Annotated in this window: 18 protein-coding genes; 5 read left to right on the top strand and 13 right to left on the bottom strand. The window is 60.4% G+C overall.

Annotated features, from left to right (window positions below; translation table 11 throughout):
* Window positions 1-11 precede the first annotated feature (11 nt).
* Window positions 12-944 carry a sugar kinase gene (locus tag K5Y35_RS22940; RefSeq protein ID WP_222833039.1) on the top strand — a complete coding sequence of 311 codons (933 nt, stop codon included), beginning with the start codon at window positions 12-14 and terminating at the stop codon, window positions 942-944.
* A 114-nt stretch (window positions 945-1058) separates the two neighbouring features.
* On the opposite strand, the gene K5Y35_RS22935 is transcribed toward K5Y35_RS22940, so the two are convergent.
* Window positions 1059-1334, bottom strand: coding sequence for a peptidylprolyl isomerase (locus K5Y35_RS22935; RefSeq protein WP_007912322.1), 276 nt, complete (start codon window positions 1332-1334; stop codon window positions 1059-1061).
* 51 nt (window positions 1335-1385) lie between these two features.
* The gene (locus K5Y35_RS22930; protein WP_222833038.1) at window positions 1386-3923 is read right to left on the bottom strand and encodes a PAS domain-containing sensor histidine kinase; all 2538 of its coding nucleotides are present in this window, start codon (window positions 3921-3923) and stop codon (window positions 1386-1388) included.
* A gap of 131 nt (window positions 3924-4054) precedes the next feature.
* Between K5Y35_RS22930 and K5Y35_RS22925 the strand changes: the two genes are divergently transcribed.
* Complete coding sequence (locus tag K5Y35_RS22925; RefSeq protein ID WP_128614074.1) at window positions 4055-5161, top strand: PilT/PilU family type 4a pilus ATPase; 1107 nt, start codon at window positions 4055-4057, stop codon at window positions 5159-5161.
* A gap of 18 nt (window positions 5162-5179) precedes the next feature.
* Here the strand turns inward: K5Y35_RS22925 and K5Y35_RS22920 are convergent, their stop codons facing one another.
* The 10 genes from K5Y35_RS22920 to K5Y35_RS22875 form a co-directional block, all read right to left on the bottom strand.
* Window positions 5180-7135 (bottom strand): acetoacetate--CoA ligase, encoded by a 1956-nt coding sequence (locus K5Y35_RS22920; RefSeq protein WP_222833037.1) that lies wholly within the window; start codon window positions 7133-7135, stop codon window positions 5180-5182.
* A 96-nt stretch (window positions 7136-7231) separates the two neighbouring features.
* Window positions 7232-8005, bottom strand: a complete 774-nt coding sequence (gene hbdH, locus K5Y35_RS22915; protein ID WP_222833036.1) for a 3-hydroxybutyrate dehydrogenase — start codon at window positions 8003-8005, stop codon at window positions 7232-7234.
* Between the two features lie 7 nt (window positions 8006-8012).
* On the bottom strand, window positions 8013-9404 hold the full coding sequence (locus K5Y35_RS22910) for a GntP family permease (protein WP_222833035.1): 1392 nt from the start codon (window positions 9402-9404) through the stop codon (window positions 8013-8015).
* Between the two features lie 277 nt (window positions 9405-9681).
* Window positions 9682-11097: a sigma-54 interaction domain-containing protein gene (locus K5Y35_RS22905; protein WP_222833034.1), complete on the bottom strand. Its 1416-nt coding sequence runs from the start codon at window positions 11095-11097 to the stop codon at window positions 9682-9684.
* Window positions 11098-11199: 102 nt separating this feature from the next.
* Window positions 11200-12774, bottom strand: coding sequence for an ABC transporter ATP-binding protein (locus K5Y35_RS22900; protein ID WP_222833033.1), 1575 nt, complete (start codon window positions 12772-12774; stop codon window positions 11200-11202).
* Between the two features lie 9 nt (window positions 12775-12783).
* Complete coding sequence (locus K5Y35_RS22895; RefSeq protein ID WP_123468257.1) at window positions 12784-13806, bottom strand: ABC transporter permease; 1023 nt, start codon at window positions 13804-13806, stop codon at window positions 12784-12786.
* Window positions 13806-14870 carry a microcin C ABC transporter permease YejB gene (locus K5Y35_RS22890; protein WP_222833032.1) on the bottom strand — a complete coding sequence of 355 codons (1065 nt, stop codon included), beginning with the start codon at window positions 14868-14870 and terminating at the stop codon, window positions 13806-13808. The genes K5Y35_RS22895 and K5Y35_RS22890 overlap by 1 nt, the downstream gene beginning before the upstream one ends.
* Complete coding sequence (locus tag K5Y35_RS22885; RefSeq protein WP_222833031.1) at window positions 14870-16738, bottom strand: extracellular solute-binding protein; 1869 nt, start codon at window positions 16736-16738, stop codon at window positions 14870-14872. Before K5Y35_RS22885 ends, K5Y35_RS22890 begins: the two co-directional genes overlap by 1 nt.
* A gap of 133 nt (window positions 16739-16871) precedes the next feature.
* A complete protein-coding gene (locus K5Y35_RS22880) occupies window positions 16872-17153 on the bottom strand; it encodes a peptidylprolyl isomerase (RefSeq protein WP_222833030.1) in 282 nt (93 codons plus the stop codon).
* A gap of 97 nt (window positions 17154-17250) precedes the next feature.
* Window positions 17251-18120 (bottom strand): lipase family alpha/beta hydrolase, encoded by an 870-nt coding sequence (locus K5Y35_RS22875; RefSeq protein ID WP_186745873.1) that lies wholly within the window; start codon window positions 18118-18120, stop codon window positions 17251-17253.
* Between the two features lie 336 nt (window positions 18121-18456).
* On the opposite strand from K5Y35_RS22875, the gene K5Y35_RS22870 reads away from it, so the two are divergent.
* Window positions 18457-19536: a hypothetical protein gene (locus tag K5Y35_RS22870; protein ID WP_222833029.1), complete on the top strand. Its 1080-nt coding sequence runs from the start codon at window positions 18457-18459 to the stop codon at window positions 19534-19536.
* Window positions 19537-19591: 55 nt separating this feature from the next.
* Here the strand turns inward: K5Y35_RS22870 and K5Y35_RS22865 are convergent, their stop codons facing one another.
* Window positions 19592-20668: a 3-deoxy-7-phosphoheptulonate synthase gene (locus tag K5Y35_RS22865; RefSeq protein WP_222833028.1), complete on the bottom strand. Its 1077-nt coding sequence runs from the start codon at window positions 20666-20668 to the stop codon at window positions 19592-19594.
* Between the two features lie 619 nt (window positions 20669-21287).
* On the opposite strand from K5Y35_RS22865, the gene K5Y35_RS22860 reads away from it, so the two are divergent.
* Entirely contained in the window at window positions 21288-22049 is a 762-nt protein-coding gene (locus K5Y35_RS22860) for a carbon-nitrogen hydrolase family protein (RefSeq protein WP_222833027.1), read from the top strand.
* The gene (locus tag K5Y35_RS22855; RefSeq protein WP_128613942.1) at window positions 22046-22489 is read left to right on the top strand and encodes a GNAT family N-acetyltransferase; all 444 of its coding nucleotides are present in this window, start codon (window positions 22046-22048) and stop codon (window positions 22487-22489) included. Before K5Y35_RS22860 ends, K5Y35_RS22855 begins: the two co-directional genes overlap by 4 nt.
* Window positions 22490-22505 lie beyond the last annotated feature (16 nt).

The following is a 22505-nucleotide window of genomic DNA, read 5'->3' as shown; positions in this document are numbered from 1 at the left end:
AGACACACCCGATGACCACCCTCAGCCCTCTGGGCCCGAACCTCCCGCGCATCGCTCTGATCGGCGAATGCATGATCGAACTGCAACAGCGCGCCGACGGCAGCCTGCAGCAAAGCTTCGGCGGCGACACGCTTAACACGGCGGTTTACCTGTCCCGCGCCCTTGGCGATAAAGCGCAAGTCGATTACGTCACCGCGCTGGGCGATGACAGCTTCAGCGACGCGATGTGTGAAATCTGGAGCAGCGAAGGCATTGGCCTCGACCTGGTGCAACGTCTGCCCGGGCGTCTGCCGGGCCTCTACTGCATCCAGACCGACGCCAACGGCGAACGCCGCTTTCTTTACTGGCGCAACGAAGCGGCCGTCCGCGACTGTTTCACCACCCCGGCGGCCGAGCCGATTCTGGCGGCGCTGGCCGATTACGACGTGTTGTATTTCAGCGGTATCACCCTCGCTGTGCTTGGTGCGCTGGGCCGGGAAAAGCTGATCCAGACGCTGATCGAGGCCCGCCAGCGGGATGCACGCATCGTGTTCGACAACAACTACCGGCCGCGTTTGTGGGCCTCAGTCGAAGAGGCGCGTTCGGCGTATCGCAGCGTGTTGCCCTATGTTGATCTGGCGTTGCTGACAGTGGATGACGAGCAGGCGCTGTTCGGATTTGCCGACTGCGATGCAGTGTTCGCGGCTTACGCGCAGTTCGAAACGCCGGAAGTGGTGCTCAAGCGCGGTGCCGACGCGTGCCTGATTCGCTGTGATGGCGAAGCGTTCGAGGTGCCGGCGCAGACCGTCGAGAAAGTCGTCGACACCACGGCGGCCGGGGATTCGTTCAGTGCGGCGTATCTGGCCAGTCGATTGCAGGGCGGGAGTCCGGCGGAGGCTGCCGAGGCCGGGCATCTGCTGGCAAGTCGGGTGATTCAGGTGCCAGGAGCACTGATCCCGAAATAGATTTGAATGGCCGCTTGCGGCGCAATCGGTTCGCGAGCAGGCTCGCTCCCACAGGGGATTGCATTCTCAATGTGGGAGCGAGCCCGCTCGCGAAAGGGCCCTGAAGCCAACCCGTCAATCGCGGTAGAACACCTGCACCAAGTGATAGCCGAACTTGCTCTTGATCGGCCCGTGCACGGTACGCAACGGCTTTTTGAAGATCACCGCGTCAATCGCGCCAACCATCTGTCCCGGACGGACTTCTCCCAGATCGCCACCGCGCTTGCCGGACGGGCAGGTCGAAAATTTCTTGGCCAGCACATCGAACGCTTCGCCCTTGGCGATGCGTTGTTTGAGCTGTTCGGCCTCTTCGGCGGTTTTCACCAGAATGTGGCGGGCTTGGGCTTTCATCGTGCGATACCTGATAACGGGGTGACGGCGGGGCGCGGATTATGCCTCAAGTCACCGGGTTTGACTGATCATCGTGCGGATCTTGCTCGCCAGCAGCTCAATGGCAAACGGTTTGGCGACCATGTCCATGCCGTCCTCGAGAAAACCCTGGCGTTCGGCGGCTTTCTGCGCGTAACCGGTCATGAACAACACTTTCAGGCCCGGACGATGCTGGCGGGCGACTTCCGCCAACTGACGGCCGTTCATGCCGGGCAGGCCGACATCCGTCACCAGCAGGTCCACCCGCAGGTCCGATTCCAGCAGGGGCAGCGCGGATTTCGCGTCCTCGGCTTCGAATGCGCGATAACCCAGTTCCTTGAGCAGATCGAGCACCAGCATGCGCACGGCGGGATCGTCTTCGACGACGACCACGGCTTCTCCGCTCGGCAGGTGGGCGGGCGGCTCGACCGGGTTGGCTGGCGGGTGTTCCGGCTCCAGTGCATACAGACGCGGCAAATACAGCCGCACACAGGTGCCCTGTCCGGGCAGGCTGTCGAGACTGACATGGCCGCCCGACTGCTGGGCGAAGCCATAAATCATCGACAGGCCCAACCCGGTGCCTTGACCGATGGGTTTGGTGGTAAAAAACGGGTCGAACGCCTTGGACCGCACGGAGGGCGTCATGCCGGTCCCGTTATCGCTGACCGCCAGCATCAGGTAATCGCCGGCCTTCACCGGTTCCAGCGTGGTGATGTCGCTGCCGTCGAGGTAGACGTTGACTGTTTCGATCAGCAGTTCGCCGCCCTCGGGCATGGCATCACGCGCATTGATCACCAGATTGAGCAGGGCATTTTCCAACTGGCTCACATCGGTGCTCACCGGCCACAGGTCGTCGGCCAGCTGCAGTTTGAGCTCGATCTGATCACCTTTGGTGCGGCGGATCAGGTCTTCCAGCGAATGGATCAGTTCGTTGACGTTCAGTTGTTTGCGGTCCAGCGACTGGCGCCGCGAAAACGCCAGCAGACGATGGGTCAGCGCCGCCGCCCGATTGGCCGAGGACACGGCCGCTTCGGTAAACCGGCCGATCTCGTTGGCGCGGCCGTCGGCAATATAGCGCTGCATCAGATCGAGGCTGCCGATGATGCCAGTGAGCATGTTGTTGAAGTCGTGGGCGATGCCGCCGGTGAGCTGGCCGACCGCTTCCATCTTCTGCGCATGGCGCAAGGCATCTTCGGCCCGCTCGCGCTCGAACATCTCGTTCTGCAGGCGCTGGTTGGCCTGGGCCAGTTGTTCGGTACGGGCGCTGACGCGCTCTTCGAGGGTTTCGTTGAGGTTGCGCAGCGCTTCTTCGGTTTTCTTGCGTTCGGTTTCGTCGATCACAAAGATGTAGAAACCGTTGACCGCACCGTCGGCCCCGTGTCGCGGCAGGTAATTCATCAACGCGTGACGGATGCTGCCATCGCGGTGAGGGGTGTACAGGCTGAATGAACAAGGCCTGCCCGCCAGCGCTTCGGCGATATACGGCGCGCGCAGAAAATAGGCTTCTTCGCCGATCACTTCGCGGATGGTGCGCCCGTAGAGCTCCTGTGGAGTCAGGCCGTACCAGTCGAGATAGGCGGCGTTGTTGAGGCGGAAACGCTCCTCATGGTCGACGTAGCTGATGAGGATCGGCATGGCGTTGATGATCAGCTGCAGTTCGGTCTGGCTCTGGCGCAGCGCCTGTTCGGTGTGTTTGCGCTCGGTCAGGTCCAGCGCCGCGCCGAGAAAGCGCACCGGCCGGCCATGGTGATCCTTGTAGCAGCGGCCACGGGCAAACACCCAGCGTATGTCGCCATCGCCTTGCAGCAGACGATATTCCTCGGCGTACTCGGTGCCGTGGGTGATGCAGTGCTTGATGCTGCGCGCGATCAGGGCGCGGTCTTCCGGGTGCACACCCTGCAAATAGTCGCTGATCGGCAACTGGCTCGCCTGCGCCGGATCGACCCCGTGCAACTGCGCGAAATGAGCGTCGGCGATGAAGCGGTCTTCGCCGATATCCCAATCCCAGGTGCCGACGGCATCGGTGGCTGCCAGGGCCAGTTGCAGGCGCTCTTCGGTTTGCTGTTGCGCCTTGAGGCTGTCTTCGGAGCGCTGTTGCAGTTCCAGCGCGATGCGTCGGCGCTCATTGGTTTCGATGGCCGTGACCAGGATCCCCGCCACTTGCGCGGTTTCGTCGCGAATCGGGCTGTAGGTCAAATCCAGCCAGAAGTCGGAATCCTTGCCGTCACGTTGCAGGGTAAAGCGTCGTTCGCTGTAGGTCCGCACCTGACCTTGCAGGACGGCGCGGTAAATCGGGTCGGTAAAGTCGCGAAGTTCTGGCCATATCAGGTGCGCCGGTTGTCCGAAAGCGTGCGGATGCTTGCTGCCGGCCAGCATGGCGAAGCCGTTGTTATAGATCTGGGTGAGCTGCGGCCCCCACAGCAGCAACATCGGCATTGGCGAGTGCAGCACGATGTCCACCGCGGTGCGCAGGCTCTGCGGCCATTGACCAGCGTCGCCCAGTGCACTGTTGCTCCAGTCAGTGCGGGTGATCAGCGCCTGCGCATCGTCGTTGCCGGGTACAGCGTTCATTGCGTTAGTCCTGGGCGTCATTCGGTAAGGCGGCGTCTACTATCCTTCGAGAGGGTAGACGCTCAATGCACCGCTGCGTCACGACAGCGGGCCATGTCTGAATATTGAATGCTTCGTCGGTGAATTTGACCATGGAAATCGATGCACTGTTAACACGCTTGGCCAGCCAGCATGGCTCGGACCTGTTCCTGTCGACCGGAGCGCCACCCAGCGCGCGCTTTCAAGGCGTATTGACGCCGTTGGCCGAGCAGCCGTTCAAGCCGGGTGAAGTCGCGGTCATCGCCAATTCCCTGATGGACGCCGAACAGCGCCGGGAGTTCGACCGGGATCTGGAAATGAACCTGGCCATCTCGCGCACCGGCATCGGCCGCTTTCGGGTCAATCTGTTCAAGCAACGCAATGACGTGTCGATCGTGATCCGCAACGTCAAACTGGACATTCCGCGCTTTGAAGACCTCAAGTTGCCCCGCGTGCTGCTGGAAACCGTGATGCTCAAACAAGGCCTGATTCTGTTTGTCGGCGCCACCGATTCGGGCAAATCGACTTCGCTGGCGGCGCTGATCGATCATCGCAATCGCCATAGCAGTGGCCACATCATCACGATTGAAGACCCAATCGAGTACATCCACCGGCATCGGCTGTCGATCATCAACCAGCGTGAAGTCGGTGTCGACACCCGCAGCTTTCACGCGGCTTTGAAAAACACTCTGCGCCAGGCACCCGATGTGGTGCTGATCGGCGAAATCCGCGACCGCGAGACCATGGAGCACGCGCTGGCGTTCGCCGAAACCGGTCATCTGGTTTTATCGACGCTGCACGCCAACAACGCCAATCAGGCGCTCGACCGGATCATCAACCTGTTTGCCGAGGAGCGTCGGCCACAGTTGCTGCATGCACTGGGCAACAACCTTAAAGCCTTTGTTTCCCAGCGCCTGGTGCGCACGCTCGAGGGGCAGCGGCGGGCAGCCGTGGAAGTGATGCTGGGCACGCCGACCATCGGGGACCTGATCCGGCGTAATGAATTGGGTGAGCTCAAAGGCATCATGGAAAAGTCCACCGAACTGGGCATGCAGACGTTCGACGGGGCGTTGCACGGCCTGGTGGTGGAGGGTGCGATCAGTGAGGAGGAGGCACTCAAACATGCCGATTCGGTGAACAATCTGCGCCTGCGCTTGAAGTTGCAGGGCGATGTCACACCGGCCCCACCCACGACGGGGGAGTGGGGCCTGATGGACTGAACGGTTCAGCCTCTGGGTTCAAGTCTCGAGTTCAGCGCGATTGCGAAACTGCTCCAGCGCTTCGGGATTGGCCAGGGCGTCGGTGTTCTTGACCGTCTCGCCGTGGATCACATTGCGCACAGCCAGCTCCACCACTTTGCCGCTGATGGTGCGCGGAATGTCGGTCACGCTGAGGATTTTCGCCGGCACATGCCGAGGCGTGGTGTTGGCGCGGATCACCTGGCGGATCTGCGCTTGCAGGGCTTCATCCAGTTCAACCGCGTCGTGCAAGCGCACAAACAGCACCACCCGTACGTCATCCTGCCATTGCTGACCGACGGCGACGCTGTCGAGCACTTGCGGGACTTTCTCCACCTGGCGATAAATCTCCGCCGTGCCAATGCGCACACCGCCGGGGTTGAGTACAGCGTCCGAGCGGCCATGGATCATCATCGCGCCGTGCGGCAGCTCTTCGGCGTAATCGCCCTGGGCCCAAACGCCGGGAAACAGGCTGAAATAGGATTTTCGCAATTTTGTTCCGTCCGGGTCATTCCACAGACCAATCGGCATTGCCGGGAAATGCCGGGTACAGACCAGCTCACCTTTCTCGCCAATCACGGGCTGGCCGGCGTCATTCCAGACTTCGACCGCCATGCCCAGGCTCTTGCCCATGATTTCGCCGCGGCGCACGGCTGACAACGGATTGCCGTTGACGAAGCACGAGACGATGTCCGTACCGCCGGACATCGAGGCCAGGCACACGTCGGCCTTGAAGTCTCGATACACGAAGTCGTAGCTGTGCGGCGACAGCGCCGAACCGGTGCAGAGCAGGGTTTTCAGGCTGCCCAGATCATGACTGGCGCGCGGTTTGACGCCGCTGCTCTCCAGGGTAGCGAGGTATTTCGGGCTGGTGCCGAACACGCTGATGCGCTCGTCGTCGATCAAATCCAGCAAGCGCTCGGGGGCGGGGTGGAACGGCGATCCGTCATACAGCACCACCGCGCTGCCGACGGCCAGCGCCGACACCAGCCAGTTCCACATCATCCAGCCGCACGTGGTGTAGTAGAACAACCGGTCGCCGGGCCCGAGATCGCAATGCAGGCCGTGTTCCTTGACGTGCTGCAACAGTACGCCGCCGGTGCTGTGCACGATGCATTTCGGGACACCGGTGGTGCCACTGGAATACAGCACGTAGAGCGGATGGTTGAAAGGCACCGGAATAAAATCCGGTTCGCCACCGGGCTCGTAAAAGTCATCCCACAGGCTGACCTCGGCGCGGGTCCGGTAATCCTCGATGCGTGCGTGCGGGTGCGCGTAGGGCACGATGATCAACTGCTTGAGCGAGGGCAGTTGCAGGAGAATCTCATTGAGCTTGCCGGTCTGCTCGATCGTCTTGCCGGCGTAACGATAACCGCCGCAGGTGATCAGCACCTTCGGTTCGATCTGGCCGAACCGGTCGATCACCCCGTGGGTGCCGAAGTCTGGCGAAGAACATGACCAGATCGCACCGAGGCTGGTGGTCGCCAGCATCGCCACGAGGGTTTGCCAGGTATTGGGCATGCACGCCGCAACCCGATCACCGAGGCCGACGCCGGCCGCCTGCAGGCTGGCCTGAAAACCACTGACATGCTCGGCCAGTTGCGCCCAGGTCAGTTGTTCGCGCTGGCCGTGCTCTGCCACGGCCACCACGGCGACGGCATCGTCGCGGCGGCGCAGCAGGTGTTCGGCGAAGTTCAGGGTGGCACCGGGAAACCATTCGGCGCTGGGCATTTGCCGGCCTTCACGTAAAACCGCATCAGGCTGGGTGTGGAAACGAATATCGAAGAAGTCGACGATGGCCTGCCAGAAGTCGGCACGCTGCTCGATGCTCCACTGGTGCAGGGCAAGGTAGTCGTCGAGGTGCAGGTGATGACGCTGATTCAGTGCCCGCCGGAATCTATCCATGCGGGACTCGGCGATACGCTTGGCATCGGCTTGCCAGAGGATGTCGGACATTGTTTGCCTCTTTTTATCGGGTTCATACACGCAGTTGTGACCGTGGGTAACCTGTGGCCAGGAAGCAAGCGCCCTGGCCACATCGTTCTGTGGAGGTTATTGCGCCAACCACCCACCATCAATATTCCACGCCGCCCCGCGCACCTGGCTACCGGCCTCACTGCACAAAAACAACACCAGCTCGCCCAGATGCTGCGGCGTGACGAACTCCAGCGACGGTTGCTTCTCGGCCAGCAAATCATGCTGCGCCTGCTGCGGATCGACACCTTTGGCCGCACGGTCGTCGATCTGCTTCTGCACCAGCGGCGTCAACACCCAGCCCGGGCAGATCGCGTTACAGGTGACGTTGCTGGTCGCGGTTTCCAGGCCGACCACTTTGGTCAGGCCGATCACCCCGTGCTTGGCGGCGACGTAAGCCGCCTTGCCGGTCGAACCGACCTGACCGTGCACGGAGGCAATATTGATGATCCGCCCCCATCCTTTGGCACGCATGCCCGGCAGGCTCAGGCGGGTGCTGTGGAACACCGAAGACAGGTTGATCGCAATGATCGAATCCCAGCGTTCCACCGGAAACTCCTCGACCGCCGCCACATGCTGGATTCCGGCGTTATTGACCAGAATGTCGACGCCACCGAATTCGCGTTCGGCATAGGCGATCATGTCGGCAATCTGTGCCGGGTCACTGACGTCAGCGGGGTGATGGCCGACCTTGGTGCCAAACTGGCCGACTTCGGCGATCACCGTCGATGCATCACCGAAACCGTTGAGAATCAGATTGGCGCCGGCTTTGGCCAGGCTCAGCGCGATGCCCAGGCCAATGCCGCTGGTGGAACCGGTTACCAGTGCGGTCTTGCCGGAAAGAGTCGTCATGAATACCTCACACAATGCCAGTGGCGTAGAAAGTACCGATCACTACGAAAACCGCCAGGGTCTTGATCAGCGTAATACAGAAAATGTCTTTATAGGCTTCGCGGTGAGTCAGGCTGGTCACCGCCAGCAGGGTGATGACGGCACCGTTGTGCGGCAGCGTGTCCATGCCGCCACTGGCCATGGCGGCCACGCGGTGCAGCACTTCCAGCGGAATATTCGCCGCATGGGCCGCGGCGATGAATTGCTCGGACATCGCCGCCAGGGCAATGCTCATCCCACCCGACGCCGAACCGGTGATGCCCGCCAGCAGCGTGACGGTGATCGCCTCGTTGACCAGCGGATTGGGGATTTGCTTGAGCCAGTCGGCCAGCACCAGAAACCCCGGCAGCGAGGCGATCACCGCGCCAAAACCGTATTCGGAAGCGGTGTTCATCGCTGCCAGCAGCGCACCGCTGACCGCGCTTTTACTGCCCTCGGCCAGTTTGCTGCGAATGGCTTTGAAGCCGAACGCCAGCACCATGAGGATGCCGACCAGCAACGCCGCCTGTACCGCCCAGATCGCCGTCAGTTTGGCGATTTCGGTGGTCACTGGCGTGGCCATGCCCGGCAGCGCGAGGCTGTGGGTCTTGCCGTACCACTGGGGAATCCACTGAGTGAACAACAGGTTCATGATGCCCACCGCCAGCAGCGGCGACAGCGCGATCCACGGGTTCGGCAGTTTGAGGTCTTCGGCAGTTTCTGGCTCATTGCGCAGCTCGGTGCCATAGCCTTCGCCGGCGCGCTGGGCCTTGTTGCGCTGACGCTGGAGGAACAGCATGCCGGCGCAGAACACGAAAATCGTGCCAATCACGCCCAGCCACGGCGCCGCCCACGCGGTGGTGTTGAAGAAGGTGCTGGGGATGATGTTCTGGATCTGCGGGGTGCCGGGCAGGGCGTCCATGGTGAACGAAAACGCACCGAGGGCGATGGTCGCCGGAATCAGCCGTTTGGGAATGTTGCTCTGGCGGAACATCTCGGCGGCAAACGGATACACCGCAAACACCACCACGAACAGCGACACACCGCCGTAGGTGAGCAGGGCGCAGACCAGCACGATCACCAGCATGGCCTGGCGGGTGCCCAGCAGACGAATCGCCGCGGCGACAATCGAGCGCGAAAAGCCCGACAGTTCGATCAGCTTGCCGAACACGGCACCGAGCAGGAAGACCGGGAAGTAGAGTTTGATGAACCCGACCATTTTCTCCATGAACACCCCGGTGAATGCAGGGGCGACGGCAGACGGGTCGGTGAGCAGGACAGCGCCGAGGGCGGCGATCGGAGCAAACAGGATAACGCTGTAGCCACGGTAGGCGGCTAGCATCAGCAGCGCGAGGGCGGCCAAGGCAATGATCACACTCATGGTGTGTCTCTCCAGAATTGTTATTTTTGTGGGTGAAACCGGTGTGGGAGAGGTGTTAGCGAGATTTGTGCCACATGCACAAGTCGTTGAAATTTAAGGGTTTTATGGATTTTAATTTGCAAAAAATCGCAGGTTTGTCTCTTTTTTGAGATTCATGCTGGAAGTGATGACGCCTTCGCGAGCAAGTCCGCGCCTACATTTGCAAGGTATTCCACTGTGGGAGTGAGCCTGCTCGCGAAGCTTCTGCTCATCTCTATTAATGGAGATTAAAGTCTCTTTATTGAGACTGGGCGATGCCCAATGCCAGCATTTTCTTGTACAGCGTCGACCGCCCCAGCCCCAGACGAGCTGCCGCCTCTGGCACGTTACCCGAACACTGCGCCAGGGCGGACTCGATCAGTTGCCGGTCAAACCGCTGGCGCGCCTGGGCGAATGTCTCGTCGGCCAAGGGCTCCAGCGCGGGCGCCGCGGGGCGTTCAACCGGGGTAAATGTGCCTATGGAGCCGCGAATGTCTGCTTCGCTGAGGATCAGGTCATCACTGAGCAGTGCCGCCCGCTCCAGCACATTCCGCAACTCTCGGATGTTCCCCGGCCACGCATGCTGGCTCAGCAGATCCAGCGCCGTGCGACTCAGTTCATGCTGACTGCGCAGCTCTTCGAGGATCGCTTCGCTGAGTGCCGGCAGATCGTCGAGGCGTTCGCGCAACGGCGGCACGATGATCGGCAGCACATTGAGCCGGTAGTACAAGTCAGCGCGGAATTCACCGCGCTTGATCGCCGTTTGCAGGTCGGTCGAGGTCGCGGCGATCACCCGCACGTCACTCTGGATGACCTCGTTGGAGCCCACCGGCTCGAATTCCTTTTCCTGCAGCACCCGCAGCAATTTGCTTTGCAGCGGCAATGGCATGTCGCCGATCTCGTCGAGAAACAACGTGCCGCCCTGGGCGATCTGCAACTTGCCGGTGCGGCCCTTGCGGTCAGCGCCAGTGAAGGCGCCCGGAGCCGTGCCGAAGAACTCGGCCTCCAGCAATGTTTCGGGAATCGCCGCGCTGTTGATGCTGACAAAGGCTTTGTGCGCTCGCGGCGAAGCACTGTGAATCGCCTGCGCCAGCAATTCCTTGCCGGTGCCGGTTTCGCCCAGCAGCAACACCGGCGACTCGGTGCTGGCACTGCGGCGGGCGCGGCGTTTGACTTCGAGGCTGGCGGCGCTGGTGCCGATGAAATGTGCGAAGTTGTATTTGGTCTGCCGCGCGCGCAGCAGCGAGCGGGTCGAAGCCAGCTCCTCCTGCATGCTCAAGTAGCGTTTGAGCATCGGCGACAGCGTGCGCAGTTCATCGAACAGGGCAAAACCGATCGCGCCGATTACCGTGCCGACATCGTCTTGGATCGGCAGGCGCATCACCACCAGCGGCTCTTTCGGGGTGTCTTGCATGTCTAGCAGAATCGGCCGCCCGGTACGCACCACCTCACGCAACAGACTGCCGGGAATCACGCTTTCGCAGGGTTTGCCAATTGCACCTGCGGCCGACTCGAGCCCGAAGCGGCGCGCGTAGCGCTCGTTCATCCAGACAATGTTGGCGTCGCGATCGACAATCACCGTGCCTTCGCTCGACTGCTCGATGATCTCGAACAGCGAGCGGATTGCCAGGGTGCGAACCCGTTGGTAGTCCTTGAGGCTTTCGGTGGTGTTCATGGGTGGTTTGATCCAGATTCTGGGTGGTGTGTGCTGGTCTTTTCGCGAGCAGGCTTGCTCGCGAAGGCCGCGACCCGGTTTGAAGACGAGCGCCGATTATGCCTACCCCGGATGCGCCGCCGCCAACAGCTCCTTGGTGTAAGGATGCTGTGGCGAATCGAACACATCGTGACTGGCGCCGCGCTCGACCACCTTGCCGTCCTTGATCACGATCATGTCGTGGGCCAGTGCCCGCACCACCGCCAGGTCGTGGCTGATGAACAGGTAGGTCAGGCCGTGCTTTTCCTGAAGCTGACGCAGCAGGGCAACCACTTGTTTCTGCACCGTGCGATCCAGCGCCGAAGTCGGCTCATCAAGCAGAATCAGCGCCGGTTTGAGCACCAGTGCCCGTGCGATTGCAATGCGTTGACGCTGGCCGCCGGAAAACTCGTGGGGGTAACGATGACGACTGGCGGGGTCGAGGCCGACCTCCTTGAGCACGCGAATCACTTGCTCATCGCACTCCTCGGCGTTCGATTCGCAGTGTACTTCCAGGCCTTCGCTGATGATCTGCGCCACCGACATGCGCGGACTGAGGCTGCCGAACGGATCCTGAAACACCACCTGCATCTGCCGACGCCAGGGACGCAGCTGTTTCTGATTGAGGCCGTCGAGCGCTTCGCCCTGAAAGCGGATGCTGCCTTCGGAATCGAGCAGACGCAGGATCGCCTGTCCCAGCGTCGACTTGCCCGAACCGGATTCGCCAACGATACCCAGGGTCTTGCCGCGCTGGATATTCAGGCTGATGCCATCCACGGCGCGCAGGTATCGCTTGCGCTGAAACAGACCGCCACCGACGACAAACTCAACCCGCAGATCATCGACCTCCAGCACATTCTCGCGCTCATCCCGGGGCAGGGCTTCACCTTCGGGTTCGGCGTTGAGCAGCACGCAGCTGTAAGGATGCTTCGGTTCGCTGAACAGCGTTTCACAGGGCGCCTGTTCGACGATTTCTCCGGCCTTCATCACACAGACACGCTGGGCAATGCTGCGCACCAGATTGAGATCGTGACTGATCAGCAGCAGCGACATGCCGAGGCGTTGTTGCAGGGACTTGAGCAGCAGCAGAATCTTGCGCTGTACGGTGACATCGAGGGCAGTGGTCGGCTCATCGGCAATCAGCAATTCCGGTTCGCAAGCCAGGGCCATGGCGATCATGACCCGCTGTCGTTGTCCTCCGGACAATTGGTGCGGGTAGGCCTTGAGCCGCTCTTTGGGTTTCTGGATGCCGACCAGTTCGAGCAGTTCGAGGATGCGCTGTTGCGCCGCTTTTCCACCGAGGCCGCGGTGCAGCAGCAAGGTTTCGCCGATCTGCTTTTCGATGGTGTGCAGTGGGTTGAGCGAGGTCATCGGCTCCTGAAAGATCATCGCGATGCGGTTGCCGCGCAGCTCACGCAAGACCTTGGGGTCCGCACTGACCAGCTCCTGACCGCGATAGCGAATGCTGCCAGTGGTTTGCGCTTCGCTGTCTGCCAATAATTGCAGAATCGAGTGGGCCGTCACCGACTTGCCCGAACCCGACTCGCCAACCAGCGCCAGACACTCACCGGGGCGAATGTCCAGGCACAGGTCGCGCACCACGCGCTGGCCATGGAAAGCGACATTGAGGTTACGGATTTCAATCAGATTGTCAGTCATGGCCACGCTTCAGGATCGAGGGTCGAACGCGTCGCGTAACGCTTCGCCGATGAACACCAATAAAGAAAGGATCAGCGCCAGGGTGAAGAACGCTGTCAGCCCGAGCCACGGTGCCTGCAGGTTCTGTTTGCCCTGACCGATCAGTTCGCCCAGCGAGGCGCTGCCGGCGGGCATGCCGAAGCCGAGAAAGTCCAGTGCGGTGAGGGTGGAAATCGCCCCGGTCAGAATGAACGGCAAGTAACTCAACGTCGCGTTCATGGCGTTGGGCAGGATGTGCCGGACGATCACCTTGCGATCGGTCAGGCCCAGCGCCCGCGCAGCCTTGACGTATTCCAGGTTGCGCCCGCGCAGGAACTCCGCACGAACCACGTCCACCAGTGCCAGCCACGAAAACAGCGCCATGATCCCCAGCAGCCACCAGAAGTTCGGTTCGACAAACCCGGAGAGGATGATCAGCAGGTATAGCACCGGTAACCCCGACCAGACTTCAAGCAAGCGCTGCCCGAGCAGGTCGACCCAGCCGCCGTAATAACCTTGCAAGGCACCGGCAGCGATGCCGATCAGGGCGCTGACAAAGGTCAGCATCAACGCGAAGAGAATCGACACCCGGGCGCCGAAAATCACCCGCGCGAGGACATCCCGCGCCTGATCGTCGGTGCCCAGCCAGTTGACCGATGTCGGCGGGCTCGGCGCCGGTTTATTGAGGTCATAGTTCGGCGTGTCGTCGCTGAACGGAATCGGCGGGAACAGCAACCAGCCACCGTCCTTGCGAATCAGGTTCTGCACATAGTCGCTGCGGTAGTCGGCCTGAAACGGCAGTTGCCCGCCGAACTCCTGTTCGGTGTGGCGTTTGAATACCGGGAAGTACCACTGGCCCTGATAACTGACCACCAGCGGCTTGTCGTTGGCGATCAGCTCACCGCCGAGGGTCAGCAGGAACAGGCCGATGAACAGCCATAACGACCACCAGCCCCGGCGGTTTTTCTTGAATCGCTCGAAACGGCGACGGCCCAACGGCGAGAGCTTGAGCATCAGGCGTTCCTCGCGGCGAAGTCGATGCGCGGATCGACAAGGGTGTAGCACAAGTCGCCGATCAGTTTTATCAGCAGGCCGAACAGGGTGAAGATGAACAGCGAGCCGAACACCACTGGATAGTCCCGCGAAACGGCCGCTTCGTAGCTCATGCGACCGAGGCCATCGAGGGAGAAAATCACTTCAATCAGCAACGAGCCGGCGAAAAACACGCTGATAAAGGCCTGAGGAATGCCCGACACCACCAGCAACATCGCATTGCGGAACACGTGGCCGTAAAGCACCCGACGTTCGCTCAAGCCCTTGGCCCGTGCGGTCACCACGTACTGGCGGGTGATTTCATTGAGAAACGAGTTTTTCGTCAGAATCGTCAGGGTGGCGAAACCGCCGATCACCAGCGCCGTGACCGGCAGCACCAGGTGCCAGAAGTAATCGGCGATCTTGCCCAGGGTCGACAGTGATTCGAAGTTGTCCGAGACTAGGCCGCGTACCGGGAACCAGTTCAGCGAAGTGCCGCCGGCAAACACCACGATCAGGAACATCGCAAACAGGAACGCCGGCATTGCGTAGCCGACGATGATCGCGGTGCTGCTCCAGATATCGAAATGGCTGCCGTGATGCACGGCTTTGCGGATGCCCAGCGGGATCGAGACCAGGTAGGTAATCAGCGTCGCCCATAATCCGAGAGAAATGGTGACCGGCATTTTTTCCAGGATCAGGTCCGTCACCGTGGCACCGCGAAAGAAGCTCTTGCCGAAATCCAGTCGGGCGTAATTCTTGAGCATCAGCCACAGGCGTTCATGGGCTGGCTTGTCGAAGCCGTACTGTTTTTCGATGTCTTTGATCAATTGCGGGTCCAGGCCCCGGCTCGCGCGCGAGGTGCCGCTCATGGTTTCGCCCGAACCGCCGCCGACGTTGCCGCCACCACCGATGCCTTGCAGATGGGCGATCGCCTGTTCCACCGGACCGCCGGGCGCGGCCTGGATGATGACGAAATTGACCAGCAGAATGATCACCAGCGTCGGAATGATCAGCAGCAGACGCCGCAGTATGTAACCCCACATCAGTGCGGCCCTCCGGGTCTGCCACGGCCGATTTTTTCGGCGGTCATCTGTTGGTTGGTCAGCGGCGTGCGGCTGATTTCCCACCAGCTCTCGATCGCTTCATCATTACTGGCTTGAATCGTAGGGATGCCAAAGCGGTTCCACCACACGGTCGAAGTGCCCGGCGGGTAGTAATTGGGAATCCAGTAGTAATTCCATTGCAGCACCCGATCCAGGGCGTGGGCATAGTGCAGCATGTCCGATTGCGTGGAGGCGCGGATCAGTCCGTTGATCAAGGTGTCGACCGCCGGGTTTTTCAGCACCATGTAGTTGTTGGCCCCCGGGTCGTTGGCCGACGCCGAGGCGAAGTAGTTGAGCAGTTCGCCACCCGGCGAGGTGGTCACCGGATAGCCGGTGACGATCATGTCGTAGTCCCGGCTCATCAGGCGATTGACGTATTGCGAAGAGTCGATGCGGCGAATATCCAGGTTGATGCCGATCTGTTTCAGTGTGCGTTTGTAAGGCAGCAGCAGGCGGTCCATGCCGTTCTGGCTGACCAGGAACGTGAAGCTGAGCGGTTCGCCGTCGGCATTCACCAGTTGATCGCCGTCCGGTTTCCAGCCGGCCTGCTCGAGCAGTTCCAGGGCTTGCAGTTGTTTATCGCGGATCAGGCCACTGCCGTCGGTCTTCGGTGCCTCGAAGACCGTGGTGAAGACTTCGTCGGGAATCTGTCCGCGCAGCGGTTCGAGAATCTTCAACTCCGCGGCGTCCGGTAACTCGCGAGCGGCCAGATCGGTATTGGAAAAGTAACTTTGCTGGCGGATGTACAGGTTGCGCATCATCTGCCGGTTGCTCCACTCGAAGTCCCACAGCATCGCCAGTGCCTGGCGCACACGGCGATCCTTGAACATCGGTTTTTGCAGATTGAACACAAACCCTTGGGCCGATTGCGGCGCTTCGGTGGCCAGATGAGCCTTTTGCAGGCGCCCGTCGCTCAGGGCGGGGCTGTCGTAGCCGATCGAATAACCGGTGGCGGAAAACTCGCGGTTGTAGTCATACGCGCCGCCGCGCAGCACCTGACGGGCGACGTCGGTGTCGCCAAAGTACTCGATGCTGAAATGGTCGAAGTTATAGAGGCCGCGACTGACCGGCAGGTCCTTGCCCCACCAGTCGGCATTGCGTTCGAAGGTAATGCTACGCCCCGAGTCGACCTTGCCGACGCGATAGGGGCCACTGCCCAGTGGCGGTTCGTAACCGCCACCGCCGGCAAAGTCGCGGCTCTTCCACCAGTGTTCGGGAAACACCGGCAGGGTCGCGATATCCAGAGGCAGCGTGCGGTTTTCGTTGTTCTTGAAATCGAAGCGCACGATCAGCGGTGCTTCCACTTCGACGCCTTTGACATCGGCGAACTGCGTGCGATAACGCAGGCTGCCCTGGGTCATCAGCAGTTCATAGGTGTAGCGCACGTCTTCGGCGGTGATCGGCTTGCCGTCGGCGAAGCGAGCCTTGGGATTAATGAAAAAGCGCAGCGCGAGTCCGTCCTCCGAGCGCTCCATCTTTTCTGCCACCAGCCCGTAAACGGTATAGGGTTCATCCATCGAGCGCTGAGCCAGCGGCGAGTACAGCAGTCCGTCGATTTGCGTGACGCCGATGCCTTTGTCGATATACGGCAATACATGGTCGAAGTGACCGATCTCGATCGCCGAGCGGCGCATCGTGCCGCCCTTGGGCGCCTGCGGGTTGGTGTAGTCGAAGTGACTGAAACCGGCAGGATATTTGGCCGGCTCGCCATAAACGGTCAACGCGTGTTGCGGTGCAGCGTCCACACCGGCGGCGCCCGACAATAGGGCGAGGGCGGTGAGCATCAATGTGGGAAAAACCAGTCGCATTGTCAGCCTTGGAACCGGGAAAACGATAAGCGCAATTTGTACGCGAGAGGCGCGTCAGTCGCCAGCCGTATATGTAACTGAAACACAACGGCCCACCAAAAGGCGGGCCGTTGCAGAGCAATCAGGCGACGGATCAGTCCTGACGGCTGGTGACTTCGAGCAGGTGGAAGCCGAACTGGGTCTTGACCGGGCCTTGCACGACGTTGATCGGTGCGCTGAAGACCACGGTGTCGAATTCCTTGACCATCTGGCCAGGACCGAAGGAACCCAGGTCGCCGCCCTGACGGCTGGAAGGGCAGGTGGAGTTGTTTTTGGCAACTTCAGCGAAATCAGCGCCAGCTTCGATCTGGGTCTTGAGTTCGTTGCACTTTTCTTCGGTGGCAACCAGGATGTGGCGGGCAGTGGCTTTAGCCATGGGGAAACTCTCCAATCTAATTCAGTAAAGTGTGGAGCCTACCGGATTCAGTGGGCGAATTCTCGGCAAAGTTCCGTTCGGTGATCGCTGTTGGCTTTTACAGATTTGCGGCTTGCAAGCGCAGGGCATGCTCGATGTACAGCAGGATCGGGTCCGGCAGCGCGGATGCGCCGATAACAGGCCGGCGCAGACTGCTCAAATGATCCAGCGGATAGTCGGAGCGGATCACGGTGCCCAGGTGCGAGCTGTAGCGGCCGACGAATCCGTCGTTTTGTCCGGCCTCGGTAATGAAATATTCCGACAATCCACGGCAGAGGGCGTGTACCGGGTCGAGCATGGCGGCTTTGGTCGTGGGCAAGGTGCCGCTCCAGGAATAATAGCGAACACCGTCAACCAACTCCGCGCCATGCCCGCCCCAGGTGTGTGGCAGGCCCTGCGGGTATTTGTCATTGAAGCGACTGACACCCTCCGTGGTCAGGGCGTTGAGCGCGGCGAGCGCGCTTTGTGGCAGCGTTGTGCTGCCGCTCATAAGGGTCAAAAACTCGGAAAACAGTGTGACCACATTCAGGGCCACGGAATCCGGCAGTTGATCCGGTACCAGCGCCTTGCGCAGGAAGTCAGCCAGCTCCGAGCCGTGGTTCGGCCCGCTGACCGACGTGACCGAGCCGACGACGTGTGGCATGTGCGCAGCAGCGTACCGGGCAGTGAGTGCGCCCTGGCTGTGACCGATGAGATTGACTTTTGCAGCGCCGGTGCCTGCGAGGACACGATCGATTTGCCTGAGGAGTTGTTCGCCCCGCACCTCGTTGTTGTGCGTGGCCGACAGATGCGGAATGAACACGCGGTTGCCTGTTGTCTTAAGTGCTTCCTTGACCTCGTGGAAGAGCTCGAAATGGCCAATGCGTTCAAATCCGAACAGGCCGTGTATCAACAGTATGGGATAGCGAGTTGTAGCATTCCGTCGCATGTTCTTACCTTTATCACAGAAGTTCATCGGGAAAATCTGTGGGTCACTCTAAAACACTCATACGGTTGGAGAAGTACGAAGAAACCCAGGTTCGCGGATGAATCTGGACTAGATGACGTAGGTGTTTTCTGTTTTTTGTGAGGCCCGAATCGGAAGTTGTGGACGTCCTCTGACGGATCAAGCGGATTTATTGCCTGCCGGCCTACTTGGTCCGTGGCTTTTGCCCGAGGGTTGTGGCGCATTTTGCTGACAGCTAAGACCACCACAATGGCGTTCAATATTTGTCGTCGACGCCATTGATGTAGCTGGCGTCTTATCCAAGGAATGGAGCCACGAATGAACACCCACGAAATCGAGTTTTGCTATCGGATGCGCCATCCCGTCAGCATGTGCCAGTCCGAGGTGCCGTTGCCGGCGGCGACGCTCGATGCCCTCGAAGGCGCAGCGCTGGATCCTTCCCTGAACAAGGTCATCGTCAGGGTCGCTCCCTATGCAAACATGGCGTGTGGCGATCAATTGCTGTTGAGCTGGGACGGCCTGGATATCGAAGGCTTTGCCTATCAGCATGAAATGGTTCGCTTCGTCAGCGAATCCCAGGTTGGCAAAGACGTGATCTTTGTTATCAAGGGTATGCACATTGCTGCACTGGACGGTGGTTCGCTTGAGGTTTACTGGACACTGGTCAGCGCGAACCTGCCCGAACCCGCAATGTCTGCACGGTTGCAGCTGTCAGTGGGGGATGCACAGCCGCAGCTGCTGGCGCCGCATGTCGAAGGTGTCATCGGCGGTACGCTCGATCCGGCCCGGGTGAGGGATGGTGTGCTCGTCATGTTTCAGCCTTACGCCCGAATGTCTTCAGGCGATCGGGTCTCGTTGACATGGTGTGGCGACACGTCGCCGGCGGCGTTCAACGATGCTTTGAAGATCGAAACCTTCGCCGTTGCGCAACCCTTGTCGTTCTGGGTCGCTCCCGAGCACATCGCCGCGCAGCTTGGAGGTGAGGTGACGGTAAGTTACCGCGTGGAGCAGGTCGGTGGGGCAGTGCGCGAATCGGAGCCGACCACGCTTCGCATTACTCCGTTCCATCGTGGCGAACTGCACGCTCCCGATGTGCTGGAAGCCGAGGATGGCGTGCTCAGTACGGAAAACTCGATAGATGGGGTGACCGTTGTGATCGGCAACCCACAGACGCAAGAAGGCGAGTTGGTCTACCTGAAGTGTGACGGTGACTTTTTCAATCACCGGGATGACCGGGAAATTACTCTGGAAACCGCAGGGAAGCCGCTGATCTTTATCGTGCCCCATCGCTTCTGGCGCGAACATCACGGAGGAACCGTGCGGGTTGCCTATACCGTGGAACGTCTGGACGAGGTCAGTCAGGAATCTGCAGTGACACAGGTGCGGATAGAAGCTTGAGGGCAGCGGCGTCAGCCCTCCGGTTCTCAATGATGCCGGAGGGCAGGCCTTCTGGTCAGTCTGCGGAATGCGCGCCCAGACGCTGCGCGGCATTCAGTAGCAAGCGTTCGGTGGCGTTGAAACCGAGGCATCCGTCAGTGATCGATACGCCATAGCGTAGTGAGGTGCTCAGGGGTTGGCAGCCTTCGAACAGATGGGACTCCAGCATCATGCCGATCAGTGAACGATCACCCTGCAGGCGTTGCTCGAGTACATCATTGAAAACAGCGGGTTGACGCAATGGGTCCTTGCCGCTGTTGGCGTGACTGCAATCGACCATGATTCGGCTCGGGATTTTCAGTCGATCCAGATCGGCATGGATTTTGGCCACGCTCTCGCGATCATGGTTCGGGCCCTTGTGGCCGCCACGCAGCACCAGATGGGTATCAGGGTTGCCCGGGGTCTGAATAATCGCCGGATGGCCCTGGCTGTCAACACCGAAATGCCGGTGTGGGTGGGCTGCCGAGCGCATGGCATCGACGGCGATGGCCGCGCCGCCATCGGTGCCATTCTTGAAGCCCACTGGCATACCGAGACCACTGGCCATTTCGCGGTGGATCTGCGATTCGGTGGTGCGGGCGCCAATGGCCACCCAACTGAGCAGGTCATCGAAGTAACCGGCAGCCATGGGTTGCAGCAGTTCGGTCGCCACCGGCAATCCCAGCCTGATCATTTCCAGCATCAGTTCGCGGGAAAGCGTCAGCCCTGCGGCCATGTCATCGCTGCCATCCAGGTGCGGGTCATAGGCCAGCCCTTTCCAGCCGACCGTGGTGCGTGGTTTTTCGACGTAGGCACGCATCACCAGCAGCATGTCGTCACGAACGTCGTCAGCCAGTCGTGCGAGTTTGCTGGCGTATTCGAGGGCGGACTGTGGGTCGTGGATGGAGCAGGGGCCAACGATGATCAGCAGTCGCTGGTCTTCGCCGTTGAGGATCGCGCGAACTGCCTGACGTTGAGCGGCGACTTGCTGGCTCAGGACGGTGCTTAAAGGCAGTTGCTGTTTGAGTTGCAACGAGCTGGGCAGACGCAGTGTCAGCGCTTCGTTGGCGGAATCGAGTGTGGACAGTGGCAGAGCAGAAACGGACGAGTTCATATTCGGTCTTCCTGGGCAGGCGGCGGGTTCTTCCCGCGCACTCGGCCCTACTGGGGTGTTCGACAATTGGTCGTATTGGCTACGTGTGTGTGCTTGCCACCTGTAGGTGACCGATCGGAGGCGGCAGGCTGTCCCGAGCGGAAGCTGGTAAATCGCCAGGCGCTAAAGCTGTCGTAACGGTAATAAGTGGCGTAGTTCATTAGGTAATTCCTCAAAGTGTCTGGTGTGTCGCTGAAAAAGGTTCGGGCCTGAAAAAACAAAACCCCCGGTCGGGAGGCCGACCGGGGGTTGAGAATTCTCTGGTGGCGACCCGTTTTTATGGGCGCCGTGTGGGTATCAGGCGCGCCAGTGGCTAAACCAATACCCAAAATAAAAGCTGACCGGAGCGCAAATGTCAGTCGCCCGCGCAGCCGAAACCGAGCGCAAGGCGCTGGCGGTACATAGCTGAGAGAGGGCGTTGAACATGGGTTGTCTCCGATGGTTGCGCCGAGCTTACTAGAGGCCAATGGGCCGGAGCAATCAGAAAATGCTATTGCGTAGGCCGTTCAATGCCTATTGATCGAGCGCCTCAAAAGTTGTGACACACTCCATGACTCATCTGAACCAGCAAGGAAGATTCATGTCGACGCTGATTATCGCCGCTGCCCAGGGCATCTCGATTGCTGGCGATCTTGCCGCCAATATTGCCCGCCACAAGCGCTTCATGACGGTCGCGGCGGCACAGGGTGTCGAGTTGCTGGTGTTTCCGGAATTGTCCCTGACCGGGTACGAAGGTGCGGTGGCCGCATCGTTGGCCATCCATCCGCAAGACCCGGTATTGCAACCCTTGCGCGATCTGGCTCGTGAGTTGAGTGTCACGACGGTCGTGGGCATGCCGGTTCGATTGCCAGAGAAGCCCGTCGTGTTGATAGGTGCTTTGATACTGGGGGCTGACGGTTCGCTGGGTGTGTACACCAAACAGCATTTGCATTCAGGAGAGGAGGTGATCTATGCCGAGGGGCAAGGCGGGCCGACCCTAGATGTTGCCGGTAAGACCCTAGCACTGGCGGTCTGCGCCGACTTCAGCTACGCCAGTCATGCCGCTGCCGCCGCTGAGCAGGGAGCCGATATTTACGCGGCTGGCGTGTTGATCAGCGAAAAAGGCTATGCCCCCGATACCGCTCTGCTGCAGGGATACGCTCGTCAACATTCGATGGTCGTGTTAATGGCTAACCACGGTGGTTCTACTGGCGGATGGGTGTCAGCCGGGCGTAGCGCGATCTGGTCCGCCGACGGTTCGCTGATCGTCGCTGCGCCGGGTGCTGGTGACGTGTTGGTCGTTGCCCGGCAAGAGGGCGGGACCTGGCAGGGGCAAGTCATTGCTGTGACGGAGGCACAATGACCTACCGGTTACGGATTGCCACGCCTGATGATCTGGCGTTTTCGCGCAATCTCACCTGTCAGAATATGCTGCGGTACTACATTCAACATGATTTGTTGTGGCTGGACGAAGCGTTCGATGTGGCCTGGTCGGGACGCGAAAGCTGGCTGATCGTGCGCGCTGATGTGGTGGTGGGATTTTTCAGCCTGAGTCGTGATGCGCGAGCGCTGTATATCCGTGAACTGCAAATTGCAGAAACGTTTCAGGGGCAGGGCGCGGGATCCTGGGCGATTGATCAGGTTATCGGGATGGCCCGCAAGGAAAGACGACCGGCGATGCGCCTCACGGTGTTCGAAAACAACCCGGCAAAATATTTGTATGAAAGAAAAGGACTACGGGTCCAGGGTGAAGACGAGTGTTTCTTGCGGATGCAGCTTGATATCAGTACACCTGTGCGCTGAAACCCTTGGCTGGCAA

The organism is Pseudomonas sp. SC3(2021), assembly GCF_019856535.1.
Lineage (GTDB): Bacteria > Pseudomonadota > Gammaproteobacteria > Pseudomonadales > Pseudomonadaceae > Aquipseudomonas > Aquipseudomonas monsensis.
Note: the sequence above shows the minus strand (reverse complement) of the source record. Positions and strands in the feature narration are given on the sequence as shown.

Excerpts from the sequence above, each read along its gene's own strand:
- K5Y35_RS22940 (WP_222833039.1), top strand. The coding sequence starts at position 12 with ATGACCACCCTCAGCCCTCTGGGCCCGAACCTCCCGCGCATCGCTCTG.
- K5Y35_RS22935 (WP_007912322.1), bottom strand. The coding sequence starts at position 1,334 with ATGAAAGCCCAAGCCCGCCACATTCTGGTGAAAACCGCCGAAGAGGCC.
- K5Y35_RS22930 (WP_222833038.1), bottom strand. The coding sequence starts at position 3,923 with ATGAACGCTGTACCCGGCAACGACGATGCGCAGGCGCTGATCACCCGC.
- K5Y35_RS22925 (WP_128614074.1), top strand. The coding sequence starts at position 4,055 with ATGGAAATCGATGCACTGTTAACACGCTTGGCCAGCCAGCATGGCTCG.
- K5Y35_RS22920 (WP_222833037.1), bottom strand. The coding sequence starts at position 7,135 with ATGTCCGACATCCTCTGGCAAGCCGATGCCAAGCGTATCGCCGAGTCC.
- hbdH (WP_222833036.1), bottom strand. The coding sequence starts at position 8,005 with ATGACGACTCTTTCCGGCAAGACCGCACTGGTAACCGGTTCCACCAGC.
- K5Y35_RS22910 (WP_222833035.1), bottom strand. The coding sequence starts at position 9,404 with ATGAGTGTGATCATTGCCTTGGCCGCCCTCGCGCTGCTGATGCTAGCC.
- K5Y35_RS22905 (WP_222833034.1), bottom strand. The coding sequence starts at position 11,097 with ATGAACACCACCGAAAGCCTCAAGGACTACCAACGGGTTCGCACCCTG.
- K5Y35_RS22900 (WP_222833033.1), bottom strand. The coding sequence starts at position 12,774 with ATGACTGACAATCTGATTGAAATCCGTAACCTCAATGTCGCTTTCCAT.
- K5Y35_RS22895 (WP_123468257.1), bottom strand. The coding sequence starts at position 13,806 with ATGCTCAAGCTCTCGCCGTTGGGCCGTCGCCGTTTCGAGCGATTCAAG.
- K5Y35_RS22890 (WP_222833032.1), bottom strand. The coding sequence starts at position 14,870 with ATGTGGGGTTACATACTGCGGCGTCTGCTGCTGATCATTCCGACGCTG.
- K5Y35_RS22885 (WP_222833031.1), bottom strand. The coding sequence starts at position 16,738 with ATGCGACTGGTTTTTCCCACATTGATGCTCACCGCCCTCGCCCTATTG.
- K5Y35_RS22880 (WP_222833030.1), bottom strand. The coding sequence starts at position 17,153 with ATGGCTAAAGCCACTGCCCGCCACATCCTGGTTGCCACCGAAGAAAAG.
- K5Y35_RS22875 (WP_186745873.1), bottom strand. The coding sequence starts at position 18,120 with ATGCGACGGAATGCTACAACTCGCTATCCCATACTGTTGATACACGGC.
- K5Y35_RS22870 (WP_222833029.1), top strand. The coding sequence starts at position 18,457 with ATGAACACCCACGAAATCGAGTTTTGCTATCGGATGCGCCATCCCGTC.
- K5Y35_RS22865 (WP_222833028.1), bottom strand. The coding sequence starts at position 20,668 with ATGAACTCGTCCGTTTCTGCTCTGCCACTGTCCACACTCGATTCCGCC.
- K5Y35_RS22860 (WP_222833027.1), top strand. The coding sequence starts at position 21,288 with ATGTCGACGCTGATTATCGCCGCTGCCCAGGGCATCTCGATTGCTGGC.
- K5Y35_RS22855 (WP_128613942.1), top strand. The coding sequence starts at position 22,046 with ATGACCTACCGGTTACGGATTGCCACGCCTGATGATCTGGCGTTTTCG.